The following is a 24,471-nucleotide window of genomic DNA, read 5'->3' on the forward strand; positions in this document are numbered from 1 at the left end:
CCACCGCCAACTGCGGACCGGCGCGCCGGTCGTCCGGATCGAGGCTGTCCCCGCCGCTTCGCCGCGGCTGGCGCTAGCCGGCCATCCGCAGCGCCCGCCGGTACTGGATCGCCTCGCCCACGTGGCTGGCGGTCAGCACCTCGGCGCGATCGAGGTCGGCAACCGTGCGCGCCACCTTCAGCACGCGGAAGTACGAGCGCGCCGACCACGCCAGCCGCGTCATCGCGCCGCGCAGCAGCGCCTGTGCCTGCGGCTCCAGCACGCAGTGCTGCTCGATCTCGCGGCCGCCCAGTTCGCTGTTGGGCTTGCCTTGCCGCGACAGCTGCAGCGCCCGCGCCGCCAGCACGCGCTCGCGCACCGCGGCGCTGGGCTCGCCCGGCGGGCCGTCGAGCATCTCGCCCTGGTCCTGGGCGGGCACTTCGATCTGCAGGTCGATCCGGTCGAGCATCGGCCCGGAAATGCGCGACTGGTAGCGGCGCACCTGGTCGGGGGTGCAGCGGCATGGCCGGTCGGGATGCCCGAGGTAGCCGCACGGGCACGGGTTCATCGCCGCCACGAACTGGAAGCACGCGGGGAAGTCGGCGTGCCCATTGGCGCGCGCGATGGTGATGCGACCGGACTCCAGCGGCTCGCGCAGGACTTCGAGCACCCGGCGGTCGAATTCGGGCAATTCATCCAGGAACAGGACCCCGTGGTGCGCCAGCGAGATCTCGCCCGGCCGCGGGTTGCCGCCGCCGCCGACCATGGCCGGGCCCGACGCGGTGTGGTGCGGCGCGCGGCAGGGGCGCCGGCCCCACAGTTCGGTGCGGAAGCCGCCCGGCGTCAGGCTCATGACCGCCGCGGATTCCAGCGCCTCCCGCAGCGACATCGGCGGCAGCAGGCCCGGCAGCCGTTGCGCCAGCATCGACTTGCCGGTGCCTGGCGGGCCCACCAGCAAGGCCGAATGCTGTCCCGCGGCGGCGACTTCCATGGCCCGGCGCGCCTGCGCCTGGCCGCGCACGTCGCGCATGTCGGGTCCGCTGGCGCTCGACTTCGGCAGCGCGGCGGGGGCGGCGCGCGGCAGGCGCGCGTCCGGCTGGCCACCGAGGTGCTCGCATACCTCGCGCAGCGTGGCGGCGGCGTGGACGGCCAGGTCTTCGATCAATGCCGCTTCGGGGCCATTGTCGCGGGCCACCAGGAAAGCGCGTGGGGCGGCGCCGGCCGCGTGGCATGCGGCGTTGTCCTGCGCCAGGCACATCGCCATGGCCAGCGCGCCGCGCACCGGCCGCAGCTCGCCCGACAACGACAGCTCGGCGGCGAATTCGTGGGCGTCGAGCGCCTCGGACGGGATCTGGCCACTGGCGGCGAGGATGCCCAGCGCGATGGCCAGGTCGAAGCGCCCCGATTCCTTGGGCAGGTCGGCCGGGGCCAGGTTGACGGTGATGCGCCGGTTGGGAAATTCGTAGCCGCTGTTGAGGATGGCGGCGCGCACGCGCTCGCGGCTCTCGCGCACGCCGGTGTCGGCCAGGCCGACGATGGTGAACACTGGCAGGCCGTTGGCCAGGTGCGTTTCCACGCGCACCGGGGGCGCGGCGATGCCGGTCAGCGCGCGGCTGCGCAGGACGGCAAGACTCATGTCAGGCCCTCCATGTCATCGAATCGTTAACGAAAAAGGCCGCCAGGATTGGCGGCCTTCAGGCAGGCTGGTGTGGTCAGCGCGGACTGGCGGTCTCACGCGCCTCCGGTGGAGTCCACCGCACCGGCGCCGGGCGGGATGCCGGCGCGGCGCTCGAGTTCGGCCACGCGGGCTTCCAGCTCTTCCAGCCGGGCGCGGGTACGGGCCAGCACCTGCGATTGCACGTCGAACTCCTCGCGGGTGACCAGGTCGAGCCGGGCGAAGCCCTGCGTCATCATGCTGCGCACATTCTTCTCGATGTCCCTTGCCGGCGAATTGCGCAGCGCCTCGCTGACCTTGTTCTGCAGGTCGTTGAAGAGATCGGTCGGTTTCATGATTTCTCCTTTGCGCACCTAACTGGTGCCAATCCCGGTAGGCATCTGGCGTATCGCGCGCTTTCGCACTGGTTTTGGGCGCCCTGAATGCGGGCGGAATTCCCTGGTGCGGGCGCACGCTGCCACCGTCAGGTCTCAATTATCGCCGGTGCGGCACGTGGGGGAAAGCTCCGGCGTGCCTGCCTTCACACCTTTTCACGGCATCGGGCTTTGATGCAAGGCAGATTGAAGCGCGGCTTGGGTCACCGGCGCGGCCAGGATGAGGGTTTCGGTTCACCGATTTCGCAGCGGCTGGCACGGCAGTTGCAGTAGTGATCGCGCCTGCCTCACCAAAATCCAACAAACGAAATCCGAGCCATCCCGGGAAAAGGAGAAGAAATTCATGAAGAAGTTGGCCCTTGCAGTCAGCGCGGTCGTCCTGTCCGGCGCCGCCGCCACAGCGTATGCCCAGAGCACCGACGCGGCAGCGGCACCCGCCGCCGCCGCTGCCGAGCCGGCATCGCCGCATACCTTTACGGCCAACGTTTCGCTGGTCTCTGACTACCGCTATCGCGGCATCAGCCAGACCAACCTGCGTCCGGCCATCCAGGGCGGCTTCGACTATGCGCATGAGAGCGGCTTCTATGTAGGCAACTGGAACTCGAGCATCAGCTGGCTCGAGGACGCCAACCCGGCCGTGTCGGCGCCGGTCGAGATGGACTTCTACGGCGGCTTCAAGAACACCTTCAAGGTGTCGGGCGTGGAACTGAATTACGACCTGGGCGTGCTCGAGTACTACTACCCGGGCGGCTACAACAACCCGCGCCCGTACACCACCGAGCTGTATGCCGGCATCGGCTGGGGCCCGGTGTTCCTGAAGTACTCGCACTCGGTCACCAACCTGTTCGGCTGGGCCGACAGCAAGAACAGCTACTACGTCGACCTGACCGCCAACGTGCCGCTGAACTTCTGGGACCTGACGCTGAACGCGCACGTCGGCTACCAGGGCGTCAAGCACAACAGCGACGCCTCCTACACCGACTGGAAGATCGGCCTGACCAAGGACCTTGGCAAGGGTTTTGCACTGGCCGTGGCCTACGTCGATACGAACGCCAAGGAAGTGGCCTATACCAGCGCCAACCGCGGCCGCTACCTCGGCAAGGCCGCGGCCTGGGCCTCGATCACCAAGACTTTCTAATCACTGTTGCAGGCCGGGCGGGCCGCGCTGGCCTGCCTCGAGGAGAATCCGGATGAAACTCATCATCGCAGTCATCAAGCCGTTCAAGCTCGACGAAGTGCGCGAAGCGCTGTCGGACGTGGGCGTGTCCGGCATCACCGTCACGGAAGTGAAGGGCTTCGGCCGCCAGAAGGGCCATACCGAGCTGTACCGCGGCGCCGAGTACATCGTCGACTTCCTGCCCAAGGTGAAGATCGAGGTGGCGGTGCCCGACGACGTGGTCGAGCGCGCCATCGAGGCGGTCGAGAAGTCGGCCCGCACCGGCAAGATCGGCGACGGCAAGATCTTCGTGGCACCGATCGAGCAGGTCATCCGCATCCGCACCGGCGAGACCGGCGGCGATGCCCTGTGACCCAAGACAGCATAGAGACAGAGGCTAATCACATGAAAACCTGGATCAAGCGATTCCTGACGGCCGGCGCAATGGCGCTGGCCATCGGCACGGCGGGCGTGGGCATGTCCGCGCCCGCCGCCGCACAGGACAAGCCGGCGGCGGCGGAGGCTTCGGCCCCGGCTGCCTCCGCTGCCCCCGCCGCTGCCGCCGCCGCGGCACCTGCAGCACCTGCGGCCGCCCCAGCCGCAGCTGCACCGGCCGCCGCCCCCGCGGAAGCCGCTGCCGCCGCACCGGCGGCGCCGCAGCCCAACAAGGGCGACGTGGCCTGGCTGCTGGTGGCCACCGCCTTCGTCATCCTGATGACGCTACCGGGCCTGGCGTTGTTCTACGGCGGCCTGGTGCGTTCCAAGAACATGCTGTCGGTGCTGATGCAGTGCCTGGTGATCTTCTCGCTGGTGGCGCTGCTGTGGGCGATCTACGGCTACAGCTTCGCCTTCACCGAGGGCAACGCCTTCTTCGGCGGCACCGACCGGCTCTTCATGAAGGGCCTCACGGTGGAAGCCATGGCGGCCACCTTCAGCAAGGGCGTGGTGATCCCGGAACTGGGCTTCTTCGCCTTCCAGTGCGCCTTCGCCTGCATCACCTGCGGCCTGATCATCGGCGCCTTCGCCGAGCGCGCCAAGTTCTCGGCCGTGCTGGTGTTCGTGGTGCTGTGGTTCACCTTCGCCTACATCCCGATGGCGCACATGGTCTGGTTCTGGCCGGGCCCTGACGCCTACACCGACGCTGCCGCCGGCGCTGCCGCGACTGCCAAGTCGGGCTGGCTGTTCCAGAAGGGCGCGCTCGACTACGCGGGCGGCACCGTGGTGCACATCAATGCCGCCGTGGCGGGCCTGGTGGGCGCGTACCTGTTCGGCAAGCGCATCGGCTTCGGCCGCGAGGCGATCCGTCCGCACAGCCTGACCTTCACCATGGTCGGTGCCTCGCTGCTGTGGTTCGGCTGGTTCGGCTTCAACGCCGGCTCGGGCCTGGAAGCGAGCGCCGGTGCCGCGCTGGCCTTCGTCAACACCCTGCTGGCGACCTGCGCCGCAGTGCTGGCGTGGACCTTCGGCGAGTGGATCGGCAAGGGCAAGCCGTCGATGCTGGGCGGTGCCTCGGGCGCGGTGGCCGGCCTGGTGGCGATCACCCCGGCAGCCGGCTTCGTCGGCCCGATGGGCTCGATCGTGATGGGCCTGGTGGCTGGCCTGCTGTGCCTGTGGGGCGTGACCGGCCTGAAGCGCATGCTGGGCATGGATGACTCGCTGGACGTGTTCGGCGTGCACGGCGTGGGCGGCATCGTGGGCGCGCTGCTGACCGGCGTGTTCGCCGCGCCTAGCCTGGGCGGCACCGGCATCTACGACTACGTGGCCAACAAGGTGGCGGAAGACTATTCGATCGCCGGCCAGCTGTGGGTCCAGTTCGAGGGCGTGCTGACCACGGTGGTGTGGTCGGGCATCGTTTCCTTCGTGGCCTACAAGCTGGTGGACATGCTGATCGGCCTGCGGGTGCCGGAAGATGAAGAGCGCGAGGGCCTGGATATCACCTCGCACGGCGAGACCGCGTATGAAGGCTGATCGCCAAGGTGTTGTGCTGGAGAGCTGATTGGGAATCGTCTCTCAGGAGCTTTGCCCGGCCGCGTGCCGGGCTTTTTTCTTGTCTTATCAAGCAGGCATTAGCACCGCACACAACGCCACACCGGCTCGCCGGCGGCTGGCCGGAGAAAACTCGCAAAAGCCGCCAGTCCAATGCTGGTGCGGGCTGGCGGCCGATCTCCCCGGCACGCCCGTGGGCTTTTCGCAAAGTGCTTAACTCCGATCTTAAAAAGCTTCAATTGTCTTTAATGTGCGGGGCACATACATTGCCAGTGAGGCAGTTTCCTCCACCTGCAGAACGCTCCCCGTATCTGTCAGGCCATTTAAAGGCGCGGCGATGCCGCGCTTTTTTTTGTCCGCTTCGCCAGCGCCCTTTATATCCCGCGCGGCGTCCCCATATCGTTATCCCTCATGCCATGGCCTGCATATCCTTATCAGGAGTGTGCCAGCGCCTGTTTGGCCGTTCCTCTACAATCGGGGCGAACGATAAAGACGATCTATAGGATGGATATGGTCCCGCATCTCATCACCGCGCTGAACGGTCCTCTGCTCGAACTCGAGAAGAAGATCCTGGACGCCACCCCGTCGATCGAGCGCTGGTTCAGGCTGGAATGGCAGGAACATACGCCTCCATTCTATTGTTCGGTGGACCTGCGCAACGCCGGCTTCAAGCTCGCGCCGGTCGACACCAACCTGTTTCCGGGCGGCTTCAACAACCTGGCCCCGGAAATGCTGCCGCTGGCCGTGCAGGCGGCGATGGCGGCGATCGAGAAGATCTGCCCCGATGCCAAGAACCTGCTGCTGATTCCGGAACGTCACACGCGCAACATGTTCTACCTGCAGAACGTGGCGCGGCTGTCGCTGATCATGCGCCAGGCGGGGCTGAATGTGCGCCTGGGCTCGCTGTCCGAGGAAATCACCGAGCCGACCCCGATCGAGCTGCCCGACGGCCAGACCCTGGTGGTCGAGCCGCTGGCGCGCCTGGGCACCAAGGGCCGCCGGCTGGGGCTGAAGGACTTCGATCCGTGTTCGATCCTGCTGAACAATGACCTGTCGGCCGGGATCCCGCCCATCCTGGAAAACATCAACGAGCAGTACCTGCTGCCGCCGCTGCATGCCGGCTGGTCGACCCGCCGCAAGACCAGCCACTTTGCCGCCTATGACGAGGTGGCCAAGAAGTTCGCCAAGCTGATCGACATCGACCAGTGGATGGTCAACCCGTACTTTGCCCGCTGTACCGGCGTGAATTTCCACGAGCGCGTGGGCGAGGAGGAGCTGGCCGACGCGGTCGAGGGCGTGCTGAAGAAGGTCGCCAAGAAGTACCGCGAATACGGCATCAAGGAAACGCCGTACGTGGTGGTCAAGGCCGACGCCGGCACTTACGGCATGGGCATCATGACTGTGCGCGATCCGTCCGAGGTCAAGGGCCTGAACCGGAAAGAGCGCAACAAGATGAGCGTCGTCAAGGAAGGCCTCGAGGTCAGCGACGTCATCATCCAGGAAGGCGTGCACACCTTCGAGAAGGTCAACGAGGCGGTGGCCGAACCGGTGGTCTACATGATCGACCGCTACGTGGTCGGCGGCTTCTACCGCGTGCACACGGGCCGCGGCAACGATGAAAACCTGAACGCCCCGGGCATGCATTTCGTGCCGCTGGCGTTTGCCCCCAACGGCATCCCCGACAGCCATGCCAAGCCGGGCGCTGCGGTGCCGAACCGCTTCTATATGTACGGCGTGGTGGCGCGGCTGGCGCTGCTGGCGGCGTCGATCGAACTCGAAAAGACTGACCCGAACCCGATCCTGTGACGAGCCCTGACGAGTCCTGACTGATGCGCATCCTCTTCATCACCGATCCGCTGGAGACCTTCAAGACCTACAAGGACTCCACCTACGCCATGATGACCGAGGCCGCCGCGCGCGGCCACGAGCTGTACTGGTGCCTGCAGCCGCAGCTGTGCCTGTCTGGCAGCACCGTCGAGACGCTGGCGACGCGCCTGCACCTGACGGATGACGACAAGGCCTGGTACCGCAAAGGCAACAGCGCGCTGGAACCGCTGTCGGCCTTCGACGCGGTGCTGATGCGCAAGGATCCGCCGTTCGACATGGAATACGTCACCAGCACCTGGCTGCTGGAGCTGGCCGAGCAGCAGGGCGCGCGCGTGTTCAACAAGCCGCGTGCGATCCGCGACCATTCCGAGAAGCTGGCGATCGCCCAGCATCCGGAATTCATCACGCCGACGCTGGTCACGCGCGACCTGGCGCGCATCCGCGACTTCCATGCCGAGCACCGCGACATCATCGTCAAGCCGCTCGACGGCATGGGCGGCATGGGCGTGTTCCGGGTGGGCTCTGACGGCATGAACCTGGCCGCCATCGTCGAGACGCTGGGCCAGGACGGCGCCCGCACCCTGATGGTGCAGCGCTATATCCCGGCGATCAAGGACGGCGACAAGCGCATCCTGCTGATCGGCGGCGTGCCGGTGCCGTATTCGCTGGCGCGCGTGCCGATGGCCGGCGAAGTGCGCGGCAACCTGGCCGCCGGCGGCAGCGGCCGCGCCCAGGAGCTGAGCCAGCGCGACCGCGAGATCGCCGAGTCGCTGGCGCCGGGGCTGTGGGAGCAGGGCCTGCTGCTGGTGGGCCTGGACGTGATCGGCGACTATCTGACGGAAGTCAATGTGACGAGTCCGACCTGCTTCCAGGAAATCACCCAGCAGACCGGGTTCCACGTCGCGGCGATGTTCATCGACGCGCTGGAACACGCCGTGGGCGCGGCCGGCAGCTGACCGGAACCATCCCGGCTGGCAGCGGGAACGCGGGGGGCCGCCTGCTACAATCTGGGCAATCCAACGGATTCACCATCATGGCAGGCATCCTGATCATCGCGCACACCCCGCTGGCTTCGGCCCTGCGCGATTGCGCCGCCCACGTCTACTGCGGCCAGCCGCAAGGGCTGGAAGCCATCGACGTCCTTCCCGACGCGGACCCCGCCGCGGTGCTGGCCGAGGCCAGGCGCCGCCTGGCTGCCGTCTGCGAAGACAACGGCGCCCTGGTCCTGACCGATATCTTCGGCGCGACCCCGGCCAATATCGCCGCGCGCCTGGCCGAGCAGGGCCGCGTGCGCGTGCTGGCCGGCGTCAACCTGCCCATGCTCGTGCGCGCCATCTGCTACCGCAACGAAAAGCTCGACCAGCTTGCCAACAAGGCGCTGGCGGGCGGCTCGCAGGGCGTGCTGCAGGTCGGCACCACCACCGTACAGAACCAAACCGCCAACCATCCCGACAAATATGCTGCAGAGGGACACCACCATCATCAATAAGCTCGGACTGCATGCACGCGCGTCCGCCAAGCTGACCCAGCTCGCAGGCAGCTTCGTCAGCCAGGTCAAGATGTCCCGCAACGGGCGCCAGGTCGATGCCAAGAGCATCATGGGCGTGATGATGCTGGCGGCCGGCATCGGCTCCACCGTGACCCTCGAGACCGACGGACCCGACGAGCAGGAAGCGATGGACGCGTTGCTGGCGCTGATCGCCAACCGGTTTGGTGAGGGAGAGTGAGGCCGGCGGCCCCGGTCCCGCAACTTCGAATTCTTAAACGTTCCTGACGGAGCGGTACATGCCTTTCGCCCTGCACGGCATCCCGGTCTCGCGCGGCGTCGCCATCGGGCGCGCGCACCTGCTCGCGCCCGCGGCGCTGGACGTGTCGCACTACCTGGTCGATGAAGACCAGCTCGATGCCGAAGTCGAACGGCTGCGCGCCGCGCGCGCGGCGGTGCGCGCGGAACTGGCGGCGCTCAAGCGCGACCTGCCGCGCGACGCTCCCGAGGAGATGGGCGCCTTCCTCGATGTGCACGCGATGATCCTCGACGACGAGGCGCTCGCGCGCGAGCCCGAGGCGCTGATCCGGGGCCGCCGCTACAACGCCGAGTGGGCACTCACCACGCGGCTCGAAGAACTGATGCGCCAGTTCGACGAGATCGAGGACGAATACCTGCGCGAGCGCAAGGCGGATATCCAGCAGGTGGTCGAGCGCATCCTGAAGGCGCTGGCCGGCGCCCCCGTGCTGGTGCCCGCGCCGGTGCCGGCGCTGGCGGCGGACGGCGAGCCGGCGCCGGGCGTGATCGTGGTGGCCCATGACATCGCCCCGGCCGACATGCTGCAGTTCCGCCACACCGTGTTCCACGGCTTTGTCACCGACCTGGGCGGGCGCACCTCGCACACCGCCATCGTCGCGCGCAGCCTGGATATCCCGGCCGCGGTTGGGGTGCAGAGCGCGAGCGAGCTGATCCGGCAGGACGACTGGATCATCATCGACGGCGATGCCGGGCTGGTGATCGTCGACCCGACCGCCATCATCCTGGAGGAATACCGCCACCGGCAGAGCGAGCGCGCGCTGGAGAAGAAGCGCCTGCAGCGGCTGCGCCATACCCCGGCGGTGACGCTGGACGGGCTCGAGATCGAGCTGCTGGCCAATATCGAGATGGCCGAGGACGCCGGCGCGGCGCTGTCCGCGGGTGCGGTGGGCGTCGGCCTGTTCCGGTCCGAGTTCCTGTTCATGAACCGGCGTGGCGATCTGCCGGACGAGGACGAGCAGTTCCAGGCCTACCGCGCCGCGGTGGATGCCATGCACGGGCTGCCGGTGACCATCCGCACCATCGATATCGGCGCGGACAAGCCGCTAGACGGCCGCGACGGACGCGATGGCCGCGGCGACGGGCGGGGCGATGACTTCGAGACGGCGCTGAACCCGGCGCTGGGGCTGCGCGCGATCCGCTGGTCGCTGTCGGAGCCGACCATGTTCCTGACCCAGCTGCGGGCGCTGCTGCGCGCTTCGGCCTTCGGTCCGGTGCGGCTGCTGGTGCCGATGCTGGCGCACGCCAGCGAGATCGACCAGACCCTGGCGCTGATCGCCAAGGCCAAGCGTCAGCTGGACGAGCGCGGCGAGCCGTACGACCCCGGCATGAAGGTCGGCGCCATGATCGAGATCCCGGCGGCGGTGCTGCTGCTGCCACTGTTCCTGCGCAAGATGGATTTCCTGTCCATCGGCACCAACGACCTGATCCAGTACACGCTGGCGATCGACCGCGCCGACAATGCCGTGGCGCACCTGTTCGATCCGCTGCACCCGGCCGTGCTGCAGCTGGTGGCGCGCACCATCCGCGAGGCCAACCGCGCCGGCGTACCGGTGGCAGTGTGCGGCGAAATGGCGGGCGATCCTTCCATGACGCGGCTGCTGCTGGGCATGGGCCTGCGCGAGTTCTCGATGCACCCGGCGCAGCTGCTGCGGGTCAAGCAGGAGATCCTGCACGCCAATTGCGAGCACCTGGAGCCGCTGGTCGACCAGGTGCTCAATGCCTATGACCCCGAGGACCTCGCGGCCGCGCTGAGCCAGATCGCCAGACCCTGACAACGTCAGGGTTTTCCGAGCCTCCGAGGCGGCAGGAAAGACACTTGAGCCTGTTAATGAGTGCCGCTTTCGCCGCCTTCTTATCGCGCCTTAGGCTGTTTTACCACCCTATGTGAAGAGACGTTCCCACGTCGCTAATGGGAATTGTTATCATTTTCGATCTCTGATATTCTGACGTTCATTCGCAGTGGCATGCCGGTGCCACGCGCCCCAACGGAGGGACTTGTGTACGTCTGCATCTGCAACCAGATCACCGATCGTGAGATCCACGGTGCCGCTCACCTGGGCGTCGAGACCCTCGACGAACTGGCCGAGACGCTTGGCGTCGGCACGTGCTGCGGACGCTGCCGCGACTGCGCGCAGCAAGTGTTGCAGGAAGGCGTTGCAGCGGTGCGCAACGTCACCAAGGCCTCTCTCGCCAGCATCCAGGTTGTGGAGATTTCTTCCTGTTCCGTGTCGGGCCCATGTACCATAATGGACACTCGGGACCCGGCAGTCGCGAACGACCGGCGCAAGGCGCTGGTTGCCTGAACGCGCCCATGTGAACTGAAAGTCAGTTCACGGCGCGTTTTGCGCATTTCTATTCTCACCGACTGCACGCGGCGCCAATGGCGCCGCTTCGTGTTTTTGCGCGGGCCCGATGCAACAGGAGCCGCCAATGAAAGGTGACAAGAAGGTCATCCAGCATCTGAACGCCCAGCTCAAGAACGAGCTGACCGCGATCAACCAGTATTTCCTCCACGCTCGCATGTATCGCCACTGGGGCCTGAAAAAGCTCGGTGACGTCGAGTACAAGGAGTCGATCGGCGAAATGAAGCATGCCGACCGCCTGATCGAACGCATCCTGATGCTGGACGGCCTGCCCAACCTGCAGGACCTGCACAAGCTGCTGCTGGGCGAAGACACGCCCGAAATGCTCAAGTGCGACCTGAAGCTGGAGCATACCGCGCACCAGACCGTCAAGGAAGGCATCGCCTACTGCGAATCGGTCGGCGACTACGTCAGCCGCGAAATCCTGGTCGATATCCTCACCGACACCGAGGAACACATCGAATACCTGGAAACGCAGCTGGACCTGATCGACAAGGTCGGCCTGCAGAACTACCTGCAGTCGCAGATGGAGCCGGGCGAGCAGTAAGCCGTCCGTCCCACAGGCCGGGTCGCCGCTGCAGTATGCTGCAAGGGCGGCCAGCCCCACCGCGCGGCGCCACCCGGCGCTGCCACGTTGTTCGGCTGTAGGCAGTAACCCTTCTCATTCCAATTCCTTTCTTCATCCAGGCGTGCCTGGCCGGGTAGTGGCTCCTCCCCGGCCGGCGCGCTGCGACGGAGCCCACCATGACCACCGGTCCCATCCGCCTGACCCAGTACAGCCACGGCGCTGGCTGCGGCTGCAAGATCTCCCCGAAAGTGCTCGATGTGATCCTCGCCGGCAGCGGCGCGCAGCATCTCGATCCGCGGCTGTGGGTCGGCAACGCCTCGCGCGACGATGCAGCGGTGTATGCGCTCGATGGCACGGATAGCGGCAGGGGCGTCGTGTCGACGACGGACTTTTTCATGCCCATCGTCGACGACCCGTTCGACTTCGGGCGCATCGCCGCCACCAATGCGATCAGCGATATCTATGCAATGGGCGGCGACCCGCTGATGGCCATCGCCATCCTCGGCTGGCCGGTCAACGTGCTGCCGCCCGAGGTAGCGCGCGAGGTGGTGGCGGGTGGGCGCCGCGCCTGCGACGACGCCGGCATTCCCCTTGCCGGCGGGCATTCGATCGATGCGCCGGAGCCGATCTTCGGGCTGGCCGTTACCGGCATCGTGGAGCGCGCCCACATGAAGCGCAACGACACCGCCACGCCTGGCTGCCGCCTGTACCTGACCAAGCCGCTGGGCATCGGCGTGCTGACCACGGCCGAGAAAAAGGGCCTGCTGCGGGCCGACAACCGCAATCTCGCGCGCGACTGGATGTGCGTGCTGAACCGTCCCGGCAGCGCCTTCGGGCGCCTCCCTGGCGTGCGCGCGATGACCGACGTGACCGGCTTCGGGTTGCTCGGCCACCTGGTCGAGATGGCCGACGGCAGCGGCCTGACCGCGCGGCTGGACTACGCAGCGGTGCCGGTGCTCGACGACGTGGTTGACTACATCGGCCAGGGCTGCGTGCCGGGCGGCACGCAGCGCAATTTCGACAGCTACGGCCACCGCATCACGCCGCTGACGGAGGCGCAGCGCGCGGTGCTGTGCGATCCGCAGACCAGTGGCGGGCTGCTGGTGGCGGTCGAGCTGGCCGGCGAAGCGGAGTTCGCGGCCGAATGCCAGCGCCTCGGCCTGTCGCTGACGCCGATCGGCGAAATGGTGGCGCGTGCGGCGCTGGCCGTCGAGGTCGTGTGAGGCCGGCTGACATGCGTGCTGATACCGCGGACTTCCGCAGCCTGTTTCTCAGCGGCGTGCCGATGCTGGACGTGCGGGCGCCGCTGGAGTTCGCGCGCGGCGCCTTTCCGGGCGCGGTCAACCTGCCGCTGATGGATGATGCCGAGCGGCACGCCGTCGGCCTGTGCTACGCGCAGAAAGGGCAGGAGGCCGCGATCGAGCTCGGGCACCAGCTGGTGTCGGGCGAACTCAAGTCGGCGCGCATCGCCGGCTGGTCGGACTTTGCCCGTGCGCATCCGGACGGCTACCTGTATTGCTTCCGCGGCGGGCTGCGCTCGCAGCTGGTGCAGCAATGGCTGCATGACGCGGGCATCAACTACCCGCGCGTGACGGGCGGCTACAAGGCGATGCGCGCCTTCCTGATCGCGACCCTCGACGAGGCGGCGGCCGCGCAGCAGTGGCTGGTGCTGGGCGGCATGACCGGCAGCGGCAAGACCGACGTGCTGGCCGACGTGCCGGCCGCGCTCGATCTCGAGGGCCATGCGCGGCACCGCGGCTCGGCCTTTGGCCGGCGCGCGCAGGCGCAGCCGCCGCAGGTGGACTTCGAGAACGCGCTGGCGATCGATGTGCTGCGCCGTATCGAGGCCCGCTTCCGCGCGCTGGTGGTGGAAGACGAGGGCCGCTTTATCGGCAGCCGCGATGTGCCGCAGGCGCTGGCGCAGCGCATGCAGGCCAGTCCGCTGGTGTGGCTGGAGGCGTCTTTCGAGGAACGCGTGGAGCGCGTGCTGCGCGACTACGTGCAGGACCTGGCTGCGGAATTCGTCGCCGGGCATGGCGACGACATGGGTTTCGACGCCTATTCCGCCCGTCTGCGCGAAGCCATGGCGGCGATCGCGCCGCGGCTCGGGGGTGAGCGCTACGGCAAGTTGTCGGCGTTGCTGGAGCAGGCGCTGGCGCGGCAGGCCGGGTCAGGCGACGTGGCGCTGCACCGCGGCTGGATCGAGATCCTGCTGCGCGACTACTACGATCCCATGTATGCCTACCAGCGCGCGCAGCGCGAGCCGCGCATCGTGTTCCGCGGCGACCGCGCCGCGGTCACCGACTGGCTGCTCGCGCACGCGGCGCCGCAGGACTGAGCGGCAGCCCCATTCGCGCGATCAGTGCCCGCCGCACACCGGGCAATCCGGCGTGCGCGCCAGCCGCATTGTGGTCCATTCCATCGTCAGCGCGTTGACCATCAGCAGCCGTCCCGCCAGGCTCTCGCCCACGCCGGCCAGCAGCTTGAGTGCCTCGGCCGCCTGCACCGTGCCGACCATGCCGACCAGCGGCGCGAACACGCCCATGGTGGCGCAGGCCACTTCGGGCGCGGGCTCTGCCGGCGGGAACAGGCAGGCGTAGCAGGGCGCTTCGGGCTGGCGCCGGTCGAACACGCTGATCTGGCCGTCGAAGCGCAGCGCCGCTCCCGACACCAGCGGCACGTTGTGGTGCACGCAGGCGCGGTTGACCGCCTGGCGCGTGGCAAAGTTGTCGCAGCAGTCCAGCACCACGCTGGCCGAGGCGACCAGCTGTTCCAGCTCCGCATCGCCCACGCGCGCCGGCACCGTGACAATGTCCAGGCCCGGGTTGATGCGCAGCATGCCTTCGCGCGCCGAGTCGACCTTGGGCCGGCCCACGTTGGCGGTGGTATGGATGATCTGGCGCTGCAGGTTGGTCAGGTCGACCTCGTCGTTGTCGACGATGGTGATGCGGCCCACGCCGGCCGAGGCCAGGAAGGGCAGCGCGGCGGCGCCCAGGCCGCCGGCGCCGATCACCAGCGCGTGGCCGGCCAGCAGGCGCCGCTGGCCTTCGATGCCGAGTTCGTCCAGCAGGATGTGCCGGGAGTAGCGCAGCAGCTGTTCGTCGTTGAGGCCGTCGTCGCTCATGATGAAATCCGGAACAAGGCAGAAGAGGAGCGCGGTGTTGGGTGCTCCCAAGCCGCCCGAGCTAGCCTAAGCAAGGTGTTCTCCCTCTCCCCTCAGCGGGAGAGGGGAGGAACCCCCCTTAGGGCGCCTTGCCGGTCGGCGTCCCCAGCGGCTCGCCGATCGGCGCGCTCGCCGGTGGCTGCTTGCCCGGGGCCGGAGCAGCGGGTTTGGCGGCCGGCTTGGCGCCGCCCTTCGGCTTCGCCGCCTTGCCGTTGTCAGCCGGCGGGTTAGTTTCCAGCTTTGACTTGGAACGCTTGACCGGCTGGCCGTTGAGCTGCGCGATCGCCTGCTGCAGCATGAAGTCGTCGGCGGAGCCGAATTCAACCGGCTTCTTGCGGCGTTCCTTCTCGCGCTCTTCCGGCGACTTCTTCGCGTTCTCTTCTTCCAGGCGGCGCAGTTCCTCGACGCGGCGCTGCTCGCGCTCGGTCATTTCCGGCTCTTCCGATTCCTGCTTGTTGTGCAGGTGGCGTTCGGTGTCGATCTCGCGCGTGATCAGCGCGTCGTCCGGATCGCCCTCGGGGTTCTGGTCGACCGGGATATCCGGGCGGATGCCCTTGGCCTGGATCGACTTGCCGCTCGGCGTGTAGTAGTACGCGATGGTCAGCTTGATGCCGGTGTCGTTGGTCAGCGGCCGCACGGTCTGCACCGAGCCCTTGCCGAAGGTGGTCTTGCCCATGATCTGGGCGCGGTGGTGATCCTGCAGCGCGCCCGCGACGATCTCGGAAGCCGAGGCCGAGTAGGCGTTGGTCAGCACCACCATCGGGATCTTCTTGTACAGCGCGGGCAGGCTCTTGAGCGGATCGTCTTCCAGCGACGACAGGCGGTAGTTGTTGTACGACGCCTTGTAGGTACGCTTGGCATCGGGCACCTGGCCGTTGGTCGAGACCACGGTGGAGTCTTCCGGCAGGAAGGCCGCGGCCACGCCGACCGCGCCCTGCAGCACGCCGCCGCCGTTGTTGCGCAGGTCCAGCACCAGGCCCTTCATGTTGGGGTTCTTCTGCGCCAGTTCGGCCAGCTTGCGCGACAGGTCGGCAACGGTACGTTCCTGGAAACTGGTCAGGCGCACCCAGCCGATATTGTTGTCGAGCATCTTGGCCTTGACCGACTGCACGCGGATCTCGGCGCGCGTGATCGAGACCGGGAAGGTACGTTCCTCGCTCTTGCGGTAGATGGTCAGCGTGACCTTGGTGCCCGGCTCGCCGCGCATGCGCTTGACCGCCTGCTCCAGCGGCAGGCCGCGCACCGGCTTGTCGTCGATGCGGGTGATCAGGTCGCCCGGCTGGATGCCGGCGCGGAACGCGGGCGTGTCCTCGATCGGGTTAATCACCTTGACCAGGCCTTCTTCCTGCGAGATCTCGATGCCGAGGCCGGCAAAGCGGCCGCGGGTGCCTTCCTGCAGTTCCTTGAAATCCTTCTCGTCCAGGTAGGACGAATGCGGGTCGAGGCTGGCGACCATGCCCTTGATGGCCTCGGTCAGCAGCTTCTTGTCATCGACCGGCTCGACGTATTCGCGCTTGATCTGCCCGAAGATATCGGCCATCAGCCGCAACTGGTCCAGCGGCAGGGGGCCCGATGAGTTCTGTGCGGTCGCCGAGATCTGCAGCGTGGCGAGCACGCCGGCGACGAGGCCGACAGAAACTAGACTGATGTTCTTGAGCGTCTTGCGCATGAGGGCTGCCTGAACGTGTACGGATTGTACGTATGGGGATTATGCCGGCTGCGGGCGCCCGGCGCCGGGAGAGACCGGGTTAGCGGGGCGCCTGTGTCCGACAGTATAAGGGCGTGCGGGGAAACGGGCCTGCCACGTCCCGGTTCAGGGTGGGCGGCCGCACATCGGCGCACCAGCGCCGGCACGGCTGCCCGGACGGGCGTCAGCGCGCCTTGCCCTGGTTGGCCACGGCCGCCAGCGAGGCGGCGATGGCTTCCTGGTCGCCCAGGTAGTAGTGGCGGATCGGGCGCAGGTCGGCGTCCAGCTCGTACACGAGCGGGGTGCCGTTGGGGATGTTGAGTCCAACGATATCGTCATCCGAAATCTGGTCCAGGTACTTCACCAGCGCGCGGATGCTGTTGCCGTGCGCGGCAATGACCACACGCTTGCCGGATTTGATGTCGGGAGCGATCGATTCGTTCCACAGCGGCATCACGCGGGCAACCGTGTCCTTCAGGCACTCGGTCAGCGGGATCTCGTTGCGCGGCACATTGGCGTAGCGCGGATCGTCGAACGAGGCACGCGGATCGGCCGGCTCCAGCGCCGGGGGCGGCGTGTCATAGCTGCGGCGCCACACCAGCACCTGCTCGTCGCCGAACTTGGCGGCGGTCTCGGCCTTGTTCAGCCCGGCGAGCGCGCCGTAGTGGCGTTCGTTCAGGCGCCATTCGTTGCGCACCGGGATCCACATCAGGTCCATTTCGTCCTGCACGTGCCACAGGGTGCGGATGGCGCGCTTGAGCACCGAGGTGTAAGCGATGTCGAAGTCGAAGCCGGCTTCCTTGAGCAGCTTGCCGGACTGGCGGGCCTGGGCGGCGCCGGTTTCGGTCAGGTCGACGTCGACCCAGCCGGTGAAGCGGTTTTCAAGGTTCCAGGTGGATTCGCCGTGGCGGATAAGGACGAGCTTGTACATGCTGCTGCTTCCAGAGAGTAGGTAACCTGCGTGCGTCCGCGCCGTCACCTGGTCCGAAGTGCGCCGAAGTGCTCCATGGGTGTCCCATGTCTCGGACAGGCGACAATGACGGGTGGCCCGCTGCGGCAGGGGCCCGGACGCCAAACCGCGTATTTTATAATGCCGCCGACCCAACCTACCGGAAAGCCAACGTGAATTTCTTTGCCGACTACAACAACCTCGCCCTGATCGCCCTGGCCGTGGTCTCCGGCGGCCTGCTGGCCTGGCCTGCGATCTCGCGCAGCACCGGCGCCAAGTCCGTCAATACGGCCGCCGCCACGCAGCTGATCAACAAGCGTGGCGCCGTCGTGGTCGACATCCGCGAGCCCGCCGAGTATGCCAAGGGCCACCTGCCGCAGGCCAAGAGCGCCCCGCTGGCCGACCTGGCGTCGCGCGCGGCGGGTCTTGCAAAGGACAAGACGGCCCCCATCATCGTGGTATGCCAGAATGGCCAGCGCTCGGGCAAGGCCCAGGCAGCGCTGAAGGAAGCCGGTTACAGTGAGATCTATGCGCTCGAGGGCGGCATCGCCGCCTGGCAGCAGGCAGGTCTGCCGCTGGTCAAGTAAGCCCGGCTAAGCAAGCCCCGGATCCCGCAGGCAATTCCGCCGCATCCATCACAGTGCGCCCGGTTCGCCAGGCGCGCCGCATTCGTATTGAAGGAGAACCCGCATGGCCCGCGTCGTCATGTACAGCACCATGGTGTGCCCGTATTGCAACATGGCCGAGCGCCTGCTCAAGTCCCGCGGGGTCGAGACGATCGAGAAGATCCTGATCGACCGCGAACCGGGCAAGCGCGAAGAGATGATGTCGCGCACCGGGCGCCGTACCGTGCCGCAGATCTACATCGACGAGACCCATGTGGGCGGCTTCGACGACCTTTCGGCGCTGGACCGCAAGGGCGGCCTGGTGTCGCTGCTGGCGGCCTGATCGCGCTGCCGGTCAGAACTCTCTGATTCCTGGCCGGCCGGGCGCCGGCGCGGGTGAAATCGCCACCCGCGTCATGTACCATATGCGCTTTCCACTTTTCCAACCGGGCACCGGCCAGTCCTTGCGCCTCGCGGGCGCTGCCGCCGCCGCGCCCAACGCCCATCCTCCCGGAAGCCTTTCATGAGCGACCAGCAAAACACCCAGCAGGACGATCAACCCTTCTTCAACATCCAGCGCGTCTACCTGAAGGACATGTCGCTGGAGCAGCCCAATTCGCCCGGCATCTTCCTGGAATCGGAAGCCCCGTCGGTGGAAGTGCAGGTCAACGTCGGCGCTTCGCAGCTGCAGGAAGGCATCTTCGAGGTGGTCGTGACCGGCACCGTGACGACCAAGGTGCAGGACAAGGTGGCATTCCTGGTGGAAGCGCACCAGGCCGGCATTTTCGATATCCGCAACGTGCCGGTGGAGCAGCTGGACCCGCTGCTGGGCATTGCCTGCCCGACCATCCTGTACCCGTACCTGCGCGGCAATATCGCCGACGTGATCACCCGCGCCGGCTTCCAGGCCATCCACCTGTCGGAAATCAATTTCCAGGCGCTGTACGAGCAACGCCTGCAGGCGGCCATGCAGGAAGCCCAGGCGGCCGAAGGCGGCAACAGCGGCATCGTGATGCCCGACGGCAGCCAGGCTCGCCACTAAGCGAGCGGCCTGCCGCGCCATGCTACGGAACGGGGCTGCGGCCCCGTTTTGTTTGTGCGCATGTTCCAGCGCCTGATATCTCTCCGATCATCTCTCCGATCGAGCTGCCATGAAACTGACCTTTCTCGGTGCCGGTGCCTGGGGCACTGCCCTCGCCAGCCATGCCGCGGCCACCAATGACGTGGTGCTGTGGGGACGCGATGCCGCGCAACTGGCGGCCATCGCCGCCACGCGTGAAAACGCGGCCTACCTGCCTGGCGTGAAGCTGTCCGGGCGGCTGGCGGTGCAAGCCGATTTCGAGCAAGCGGTGGCCCATGCCGCGGACGACCCGGACGGCATCGTGGTGGTGGCCACGCCGGTCTCCGGGCTGCGCGAAATGACGCGCCGGCTGGCCACGCGCAGCGCGCGGCCGGTGTCGATGCTGTGGCTGTGCAAGGGTTTCGAGGCCGGCACGCACCTGCTGCCGCACCAGATGGTGCGCGCCGAACTGGACGCCGCCGGCCGCACCGAAGGCTTCGACTATGGCGTGCTGACCGGTCCCAGCTTCGCGCGCGAAGTCGCGCAGGGCCTGCCGTGCGCGCTGACGGTGGCGGGCAGCGTGCCATCGCTGGCGGAGCGGGCGCAGCGGGCCTTCCACCACCACGCCATGCGCATCTACGGCAGCGACGACCTGACCGGCGTCGAGGTCGGCGGCGCGGTCAAGAATGTGCTGGCGATCGCCACCGGGGCCAGCGACGGGCTTGGCCTCGGCCTGAACGCGCGGGCCGCGCTGGTGACGCGCGGGCTGGCCGAGATGACGCGGCTGGGGCTGGCGCTGGGCGGACGGGTCGAGACCTTCATGGGGCTGGCCGGCGTGGGCGACCTGATCCTGACCGCGACCGGCGACCTGTCGCGCAATCGCAAGGTCGGGCAGCAACTGGCCGCCGGGCAGAGCCTGGACCAGGTCCTGGCCGGCCTGGGCCACGTCGCCGAGGGCGTGCGCTGCGCGCAGGCCGTGGCCGAGCTGGCCGCCGCCCACGGCGTCGAGATGCCGATCGCGCGCGCGGTGTGCGCCGTGCTGTTCGAGGGCCTGGGTGCCGCCGATGCGGTCGCGCAGTTGCTCCAGCGCGATGCGCGCGATGAATGACACCGCGCGCGCTCCAATCCTCCTGAAGAAAATTTCTGCATGCCTACCCGCCGACACGCGCTGATCGCGCTCGCCGCCGCCTGCGCTGCCGGTGCTTCCGCCGGCGTGCTGGCGCAACCGTGGCCTGCGCACCCGATCCGCATGGTGGTGCCGTTCCCGCCGGGCTCGTCGCCGGACCTGATCGCCCGCATCGTCACCGAGAAGCTGGCCGCCGCGCTGGGCCAGCCGGTGGTGATCGAGAACCGGCCCGGCGCCGGCGGCAATATCGGTACCGGCATGGTGGCGCGCGCCGCGCCGGACGGCTATACGCTGCTGTTCACCATCAACGGCCCGCTGGTCACCGCGCCCACGCTGTCGCGCAACCTCAACTACGACCCGTTCCGCCAGCTCGCCCCGGTGACGCTGGTGGCCACATCGCCCAATGTGCTGGTGGTCGACGCGCGGCTGCCGGTGCATAGCCTGCGCGAGTTCGTCGCACTGGCCAAGTCGAAACCGGGCGCGCTGAACTATGGCTCGCCCGGCAATGGCAGCGCGTCGCACCTGGCGATGGAGCAGCTCAAGGCTATCGCGGGGATCGACCTGCAGCACGTGCCGTATCCCGGCTTCCCGCAGATCACCACGGCGATGGTGGGAGGGCAGGTGCAGGCGGGCTTCATGGTGCCGGCCATTGCGATGCCGCAGGTCAACGCGGGCAAGCTGCGCGTGCTGGCGGTGACGACCACCGGGCGCACCGCGGTGCTGCCGTCGGTGCCGACGGTGGCGGAGTCGGGCTATCCGGGCTTCGAGGCGATTTCGTGGCAGGCCGTGCTGGCGCCCGCCGGGACGCCGCAGCCGGTGATCGATCGTCTTTATCGTGAACTGGTGGCGATCATTGGCAGCGCCGACGTGCGCGACAAGATGCGGGCGCAGTATTTCGTGCCGGCCGGGACCGCGCCGGCGTCGCTGCGGCAGACGATGGTCAGCGAGAAGGCGCGCTGGGACAAGGTCATCCGCGCTGCGGGCGTGCAGCCGGAGTAGCGGCGGAGTACCGGGACGGGGCGCCTAGCTCCCTCCCGCGAACCCGTTCTGCCGCCACGCCTCGAACACCACCACCGCCACCGTATTCGACAGATTGAGACTGCGGTTGTCCGGCCGCATCGGCAGCCGGATGCGCTGCGCCGGTGGGAACCACTCGCGCCGCTCCGGCGACAGCCCGCGCGTTTCCGAGCCAAACACAAACCAGTCCCCCGGCCTGAATTCCACCTGTCCGAACGGCGTCGAGCCGCGCGTGGTCAGCGCGAACATGCGCGCGGGATCGGGTTGCTCGCTGGCCATCAGCGCGTCCCAGTTCTCGTGCACGCGCATGGTCGCGTACTCGTGGTAGTCCAGCCCGGCGCGGCGCATGCGCGCGTCTTCCAGCGGGAATCCCAGCGGTTTCACCAGGTGCAGCTGCGCGCCGGTGTTGGCGCACAGGCGGATCACATTGCCGGTATTGGGCGGGATTTCGGGTTCGACCAGGACGACGTTGAACATGATGCGGAGCTTCTTGAGAACGGTGCGCAGCTTAACGCGCGCACCGGGCGCTGTCATCCGGGCTAGGGCGTACGCAGCGCGACGATCACGCTGACGTGTGCCGCGCCGTGCGCCTTGAGCGCAAGCGCCGCCTCATGCAGCGTCGCGCCGGAAGTCATCACGTCGTCCACCAGCGCCACATGCAGCCCATCCAGCCGCGCGGGCCGCGTCAGCCGGAACGCATCGCGCAGGTTCACCTGCCGCGCGGCCAGGTCCAGCGCGCGCTGGCTGCCGGTATCGCGCCGGCGCCGCAGCAGCACGGGGTCGGCGCGCAGGCCGAGCCGGCGCGCCAGCGGGCGGGCGATTTCCCAGGCCTGGTTGAAGCCGCGCACGGCCAGCCGTTGCGGCGCCAGCGGGATCGGGGCGAGCAGGTCGGGCGGCGCCAGCCGCTGCGCCGCCCAGGCCGCCGGCAGCGCGGCAGCGAGGCGGCCCGCCAGCCAGTCGGCCAGCGGTAGCGCGTGGCCGAACTTGAGCGACAGCACCAGGCTGTCCTGCGGGCTGGCGTAGTCACCCAGCGTACAGGCATGGTCGAACGCCGGCGGCATGGCGGCGCAGGCCGCGCAGCCGCTATGGCGGCCCAGCGCCAGCGCGCAAACGGCGCAGCGCCGTACCGGCCGCAGCAGGTCGGCCGCGCAGGGTGCGCACACCACATCCCGCTGCACGCTGCCGCATAGCGCGCAGGCGCTTGGCAGCAGCGCGGGCACAGCGGCCCGCCAGACGGCGCCGAGAGCCTTCCCGGCGCCCATCGCGGCGCGCGCGTATACTTGCCGTCCGGCCGCGGCCCATCGGGCGCGGCGGCCGCGTTCGTCCGGCGCGCGCGCCGGTTCCTGGTTTTCTTGCTGCCCTGCCTGTCCGTGTCCCTGCATGCCGCCGATCTCCCCGATAGCTCCGCTGGTAACGATGCCTTCCTGCCGCCCGCGCGCCTGACCCGGCTCGCCTTCGACCGGCGCAGCCGCCATTTCGGCCAGCTGGACTTCCTGCTGGGCGAGATCGGCCGCCGCATGCAGGAGCGCATGGAGGTGATCCGGCTGGCGCCGCGGCGTGCGCTGGACATCGGCTGCGGCCATGGCCAGGGGCTGGCGGCGCTGCGCGCCCGCTTCCCGGATGCGCAGATTGCCGGCCTCGACATCTCCGGGGCGATGCTGGCCGAAGCCGGCCAGCGCGACCCGCAGCGCCGCCCGGGCTGGCTCGGCCGCATGCTGGGCAAGCGCCCGCTGTTCGACCTGGTCCAGGGCGATCTTGCCACACTGCCGTTTGCGCCCGCGAGCTTCGACCTGCTGTGGTCCAACCTGGCGCTGCACTGGCATCCGGAGCCGCACCGCGTGTTCCCGGAATGGCACCGTGTGACGCGCGACGAAGGGCTGGTGCTGTTCTCGCTGTTCGGCCCCGACACCCTTGGCGAGCTGCGCGCGGCCTTCGCCGAAGTCGACGGCGCGCCCCATACGTTGCGTTTTGTCGACATGCACGACATTGGCGACATGCTGGTCCACGGCGGCTGGTCCACGCCGGTGATGGACATGGAAACGCTGACCGTGACCTACGAGTCGCCCGCCACGCTGCTGCGCGAGGTGCAGGCCTTCGGCGGCCTGCGCGGCCCGGCCGGCCCGCTGCCGCAAGGCCTGCGCGGCCGGCGCTGGTACCAGGCCCTGACGCAGGCGCTGGAGCGGCGCCGCAACGCCGACGGGGTGATCCCGCTGACCTTCGAGATCGTCTACGGCCATGCGTGGAAGCTGCCGGCGCGCGGTGGCCAGGCGCTCGACGACCAGGGCCGCGCCGTGGTGCCGCTGGACCAGATCGGGCGTGCAAAGCCGCGTCGGGCAGGTTAAAACAGAGTTAACTTGCGCGTGCGACAGATTGCCGCAGAGCGAGGGCTGGCGCGGCATCCCGGGCTATTTCCCATGCACAGAATAGAGCGGCGCGCAAGCGCCATGGTCAAGGACCGCCCTTGTCCGTGTATGGGAAGCGCCCTATAATGCGCCAGTTTGTCGCAGTGGTCCCCTGGCACAAGAACGTCCTGGTTTTGCACCTGCACTGTGCAGCCCGGGCGCCATCGTCCCGGGTGTGCATCCGATGCAGAGTGGTTGGCGATGCAAGACTTGGGTATCGCATTCCAGACGGCAGGTGGTGACTCCGGCGGAAATCACGACGGACCTCTCCCCGCGCCCCACGACTGGCTGATGAAGCGGAATTGCTCGCTGAGTCCACGCCAGGTCGGCTGGTTTTACCTCTCGATCCTCACTGTCTCGCTTGCCATCGCGCTGTTTTTCGCGTGGCAAGGGTCCTGGCTCGTGCTGCCGTTTGCCAGCATCGAGCTGGCCGGGCTGGGGATCGCCCTGCTTGTGTATGCGCGCCATGCGACAGACTATGAGCGCGTCAGCATTACCGACGGCATGCTGGTCGTGGAGACAGCCAGCGGCACGCAGGTGACGCGCCACGAATTCAACCCGCGCTGGGTGCGGGTCGAACTGGGTGAATCGCTCCGCGCGCTGGTGACGCTGCGCTCGGGCGGGCGTGAGGTACAGGTGGGGTGTTACGTGGACCCGTACCGGCGGCGCAAGTTCGCGCAGGAGCTCGCAGCGGCCTTGCGCCACCTCTGAGAGGGGGGGCAGGGGCGGC

General features: G+C 68.0%; 26 protein-coding genes. 19 read left to right on the forward strand and 7 right to left on the reverse strand.

Annotation, left to right across the window (positions count from 1 at the left end):
- Positions 1 to 73: 73 nt before the first annotated feature.
- Both E1J61_RS08130 and E1J61_RS08135 read right to left on the reverse strand, forming a co-directional pair.
- Positions 74 to 1,615, reverse strand: a complete 1,542-nt coding sequence (locus tag E1J61_RS08130) for a YifB family Mg chelatase-like AAA ATPase (protein WP_133093583.1) — start codon at positions 1,613 to 1,615, stop codon at positions 74 to 76.
- Positions 1,616 to 1,710: 95 nt separating this feature from the next.
- Positions 1,711 to 1,989: an accessory factor UbiK family protein gene (locus E1J61_RS08135; RefSeq protein ID WP_133093584.1), complete on the reverse strand. Its 279-nt coding sequence runs from the start codon at positions 1,987 to 1,989 to the stop codon at positions 1,711 to 1,713.
- A gap of 382 nt (positions 1,990 to 2,371) precedes the next feature.
- Between E1J61_RS08135 and E1J61_RS08140 the strand changes: the two genes are divergently transcribed.
- From E1J61_RS08140 to mnmH, 12 genes are all read left to right on the forward strand, one after another.
- On the forward strand, positions 2,372 to 3,166 hold the full coding sequence (locus E1J61_RS08140; protein WP_133093585.1) for a TorF family putative porin: 795 nt from the start codon (positions 2,372 to 2,374) through the stop codon (positions 3,164 to 3,166).
- Positions 3,167 to 3,218: 52 nt separating this feature from the next.
- The gene (locus E1J61_RS08145; RefSeq protein ID WP_010814843.1) at positions 3,219 to 3,557 is read left to right on the forward strand and encodes a P-II family nitrogen regulator; all 339 of its coding nucleotides are present in this window, start codon (positions 3,219 to 3,221) and stop codon (positions 3,555 to 3,557) included.
- A gap of 32 nt (positions 3,558 to 3,589) precedes the next feature.
- On the forward strand, positions 3,590 to 5,152 hold the full coding sequence (locus E1J61_RS08150) for an ammonium transporter (RefSeq protein WP_133093586.1): 1,563 nt from the start codon (positions 3,590 to 3,592) through the stop codon (positions 5,150 to 5,152).
- Positions 5,153 to 5,680: 528 nt separating this feature from the next.
- Entirely contained in the window at positions 5,681 to 6,976 is a 1,296-nt protein-coding gene (gene gshA, locus E1J61_RS08155) for a glutamate--cysteine ligase (RefSeq protein WP_133093587.1), read from the forward strand.
- 23 nt (positions 6,977 to 6,999) lie between these two features.
- On the forward strand, positions 7,000 to 7,953 hold the full coding sequence (gene gshB / locus E1J61_RS08160; protein WP_133093588.1) for a glutathione synthase: 954 nt from the start codon (positions 7,000 to 7,002) through the stop codon (positions 7,951 to 7,953).
- Between the two features lie 77 nt (positions 7,954 to 8,030).
- Entirely contained in the window at positions 8,031 to 8,486 is a 456-nt protein-coding gene (locus E1J61_RS08165) for a PTS sugar transporter subunit IIA (RefSeq protein WP_133093589.1), read from the forward strand.
- Entirely contained in the window at positions 8,455 to 8,724 is a 270-nt protein-coding gene (locus E1J61_RS08170; protein ID WP_029046719.1) for an HPr family phosphocarrier protein, read from the forward strand. The genes E1J61_RS08165 and E1J61_RS08170 overlap by 32 nt, the downstream gene beginning before the upstream one ends.
- 58 nt (positions 8,725 to 8,782) lie before the next feature.
- The gene (ptsP, locus tag E1J61_RS08175) at positions 8,783 to 10,573 is read left to right on the forward strand and encodes a phosphoenolpyruvate--protein phosphotransferase (RefSeq protein WP_133093590.1); all 1,791 of its coding nucleotides are present in this window, start codon (positions 8,783 to 8,785) and stop codon (positions 10,571 to 10,573) included.
- 225 nt (positions 10,574 to 10,798) lie between these two features.
- The gene (locus tag E1J61_RS08180; RefSeq protein WP_165971445.1) at positions 10,799 to 11,104 is read left to right on the forward strand and encodes a bacterioferritin-associated ferredoxin; all 306 of its coding nucleotides are present in this window, start codon (positions 10,799 to 10,801) and stop codon (positions 11,102 to 11,104) included.
- Positions 11,105 to 11,231: 127 nt separating this feature from the next.
- Entirely contained in the window at positions 11,232 to 11,711 is a 480-nt protein-coding gene (gene bfr, locus E1J61_RS08185; RefSeq protein WP_133093592.1) for a bacterioferritin, read from the forward strand.
- Between the two features lie 197 nt (positions 11,712 to 11,908).
- On the forward strand, positions 11,909 to 12,955 hold the full coding sequence (selD, locus tag E1J61_RS08190) for a selenide, water dikinase SelD (protein ID WP_133093593.1): 1,047 nt from the start codon (positions 11,909 to 11,911) through the stop codon (positions 12,953 to 12,955).
- A gap of 11 nt (positions 12,956 to 12,966) precedes the next feature.
- Positions 12,967 to 14,070, forward strand: a complete 1,104-nt coding sequence (gene mnmH, locus E1J61_RS08195) for a tRNA 2-selenouridine(34) synthase MnmH (protein ID WP_133093594.1) — start codon at positions 12,967 to 12,969, stop codon at positions 14,068 to 14,070.
- A 21-nt stretch (positions 14,071 to 14,091) separates the two neighbouring features.
- On the opposite strand, the gene E1J61_RS08200 is transcribed toward mnmH, so the two are convergent.
- From E1J61_RS08200 to gpmA, 3 genes are all read right to left on the reverse strand, one after another.
- Positions 14,092 to 14,856, reverse strand: coding sequence for a molybdopterin-synthase adenylyltransferase MoeB (locus tag E1J61_RS08200; RefSeq protein ID WP_133093595.1), 765 nt, complete (start codon positions 14,854 to 14,856; stop codon positions 14,092 to 14,094).
- A 118-nt stretch (positions 14,857 to 14,974) separates the two neighbouring features.
- The gene (locus E1J61_RS08205) at positions 14,975 to 16,564 is read right to left on the reverse strand and encodes a S41 family peptidase (protein WP_133093596.1); all 1,590 of its coding nucleotides are present in this window, start codon (positions 16,562 to 16,564) and stop codon (positions 14,975 to 14,977) included.
- A gap of 202 nt (positions 16,565 to 16,766) precedes the next feature.
- A complete protein-coding gene (gpmA, locus tag E1J61_RS08210; protein ID WP_133093597.1) occupies positions 16,767 to 17,513 on the reverse strand; it encodes a 2,3-diphosphoglycerate-dependent phosphoglycerate mutase in 747 nt (248 codons plus the stop codon).
- Between the two features lie 191 nt (positions 17,514 to 17,704).
- Between gpmA and E1J61_RS08215 the strand changes: the two genes are divergently transcribed.
- From E1J61_RS08215 to E1J61_RS08235, 5 genes are all read left to right on the forward strand, one after another.
- The gene (locus E1J61_RS08215) at positions 17,705 to 18,118 is read left to right on the forward strand and encodes a rhodanese-like domain-containing protein (protein ID WP_133093598.1); all 414 of its coding nucleotides are present in this window, start codon (positions 17,705 to 17,707) and stop codon (positions 18,116 to 18,118) included.
- A 103-nt stretch (positions 18,119 to 18,221) separates the two neighbouring features.
- Positions 18,222 to 18,479, forward strand: a complete 258-nt coding sequence (gene grxC / locus E1J61_RS08220) for a glutaredoxin 3 (RefSeq protein ID WP_133093599.1) — start codon at positions 18,222 to 18,224, stop codon at positions 18,477 to 18,479.
- Between the two features lie 180 nt (positions 18,480 to 18,659).
- Entirely contained in the window at positions 18,660 to 19,178 is a 519-nt protein-coding gene (gene secB / locus E1J61_RS08225) for a protein-export chaperone SecB (RefSeq protein WP_029046730.1), read from the forward strand.
- 109 nt (positions 19,179 to 19,287) lie between these two features.
- Complete coding sequence (locus E1J61_RS08230) at positions 19,288 to 20,304, forward strand: NAD(P)H-dependent glycerol-3-phosphate dehydrogenase (RefSeq protein ID WP_133093600.1); 1,017 nt, start codon at positions 19,288 to 19,290, stop codon at positions 20,302 to 20,304.
- Between the two features lie 39 nt (positions 20,305 to 20,343).
- Positions 20,344 to 21,321, forward strand: coding sequence for a tripartite tricarboxylate transporter substrate binding protein (locus E1J61_RS08235; protein ID WP_133093601.1), 978 nt, complete (start codon positions 20,344 to 20,346; stop codon positions 21,319 to 21,321).
- Between the two features lie 24 nt (positions 21,322 to 21,345).
- On the opposite strand, the gene trmL is transcribed toward E1J61_RS08235, so the two are convergent.
- Together trmL and E1J61_RS08245 are read right to left on the reverse strand one after the other, a co-directional pair.
- The gene (gene trmL / locus E1J61_RS08240; protein WP_133093602.1) at positions 21,346 to 21,816 is read right to left on the reverse strand and encodes a tRNA (uridine(34)/cytosine(34)/5-carboxymethylaminomethyluridine(34)-2'-O)-methyltransferase TrmL; all 471 of its coding nucleotides are present in this window, start codon (positions 21,814 to 21,816) and stop codon (positions 21,346 to 21,348) included.
- 62 nt (positions 21,817 to 21,878) lie between these two features.
- A complete protein-coding gene (locus E1J61_RS08245) occupies positions 21,879 to 22,721 on the reverse strand; it encodes a ComF family protein (protein ID WP_133093603.1) in 843 nt (280 codons plus the stop codon).
- Here E1J61_RS08245 and E1J61_RS08250 point away from each other — a divergent pair.
- Positions 22,710 to 23,681, forward strand: coding sequence for a methyltransferase domain-containing protein (locus tag E1J61_RS08250; protein WP_243736814.1), 972 nt, complete (start codon positions 22,710 to 22,712; stop codon positions 23,679 to 23,681). The genes E1J61_RS08245 and E1J61_RS08250 overlap by 12 nt on opposite strands.
- A 261-nt stretch (positions 23,682 to 23,942) precedes the next feature.
- Positions 23,943 to 24,452 (forward strand): DUF2244 domain-containing protein, encoded by a 510-nt coding sequence (locus tag E1J61_RS08255; RefSeq protein WP_133094196.1) that lies wholly within the window; start codon positions 23,943 to 23,945, stop codon positions 24,450 to 24,452.
- Positions 24,453 to 24,471 lie beyond the last annotated feature (19 nt).

It is taken from the genome of Cupriavidus sp. L7L (assembly GCF_004353535.1).
GTDB lineage: Bacteria > Pseudomonadota > Gammaproteobacteria > Burkholderiales > Burkholderiaceae > Cupriavidus > Cupriavidus oxalaticus_A.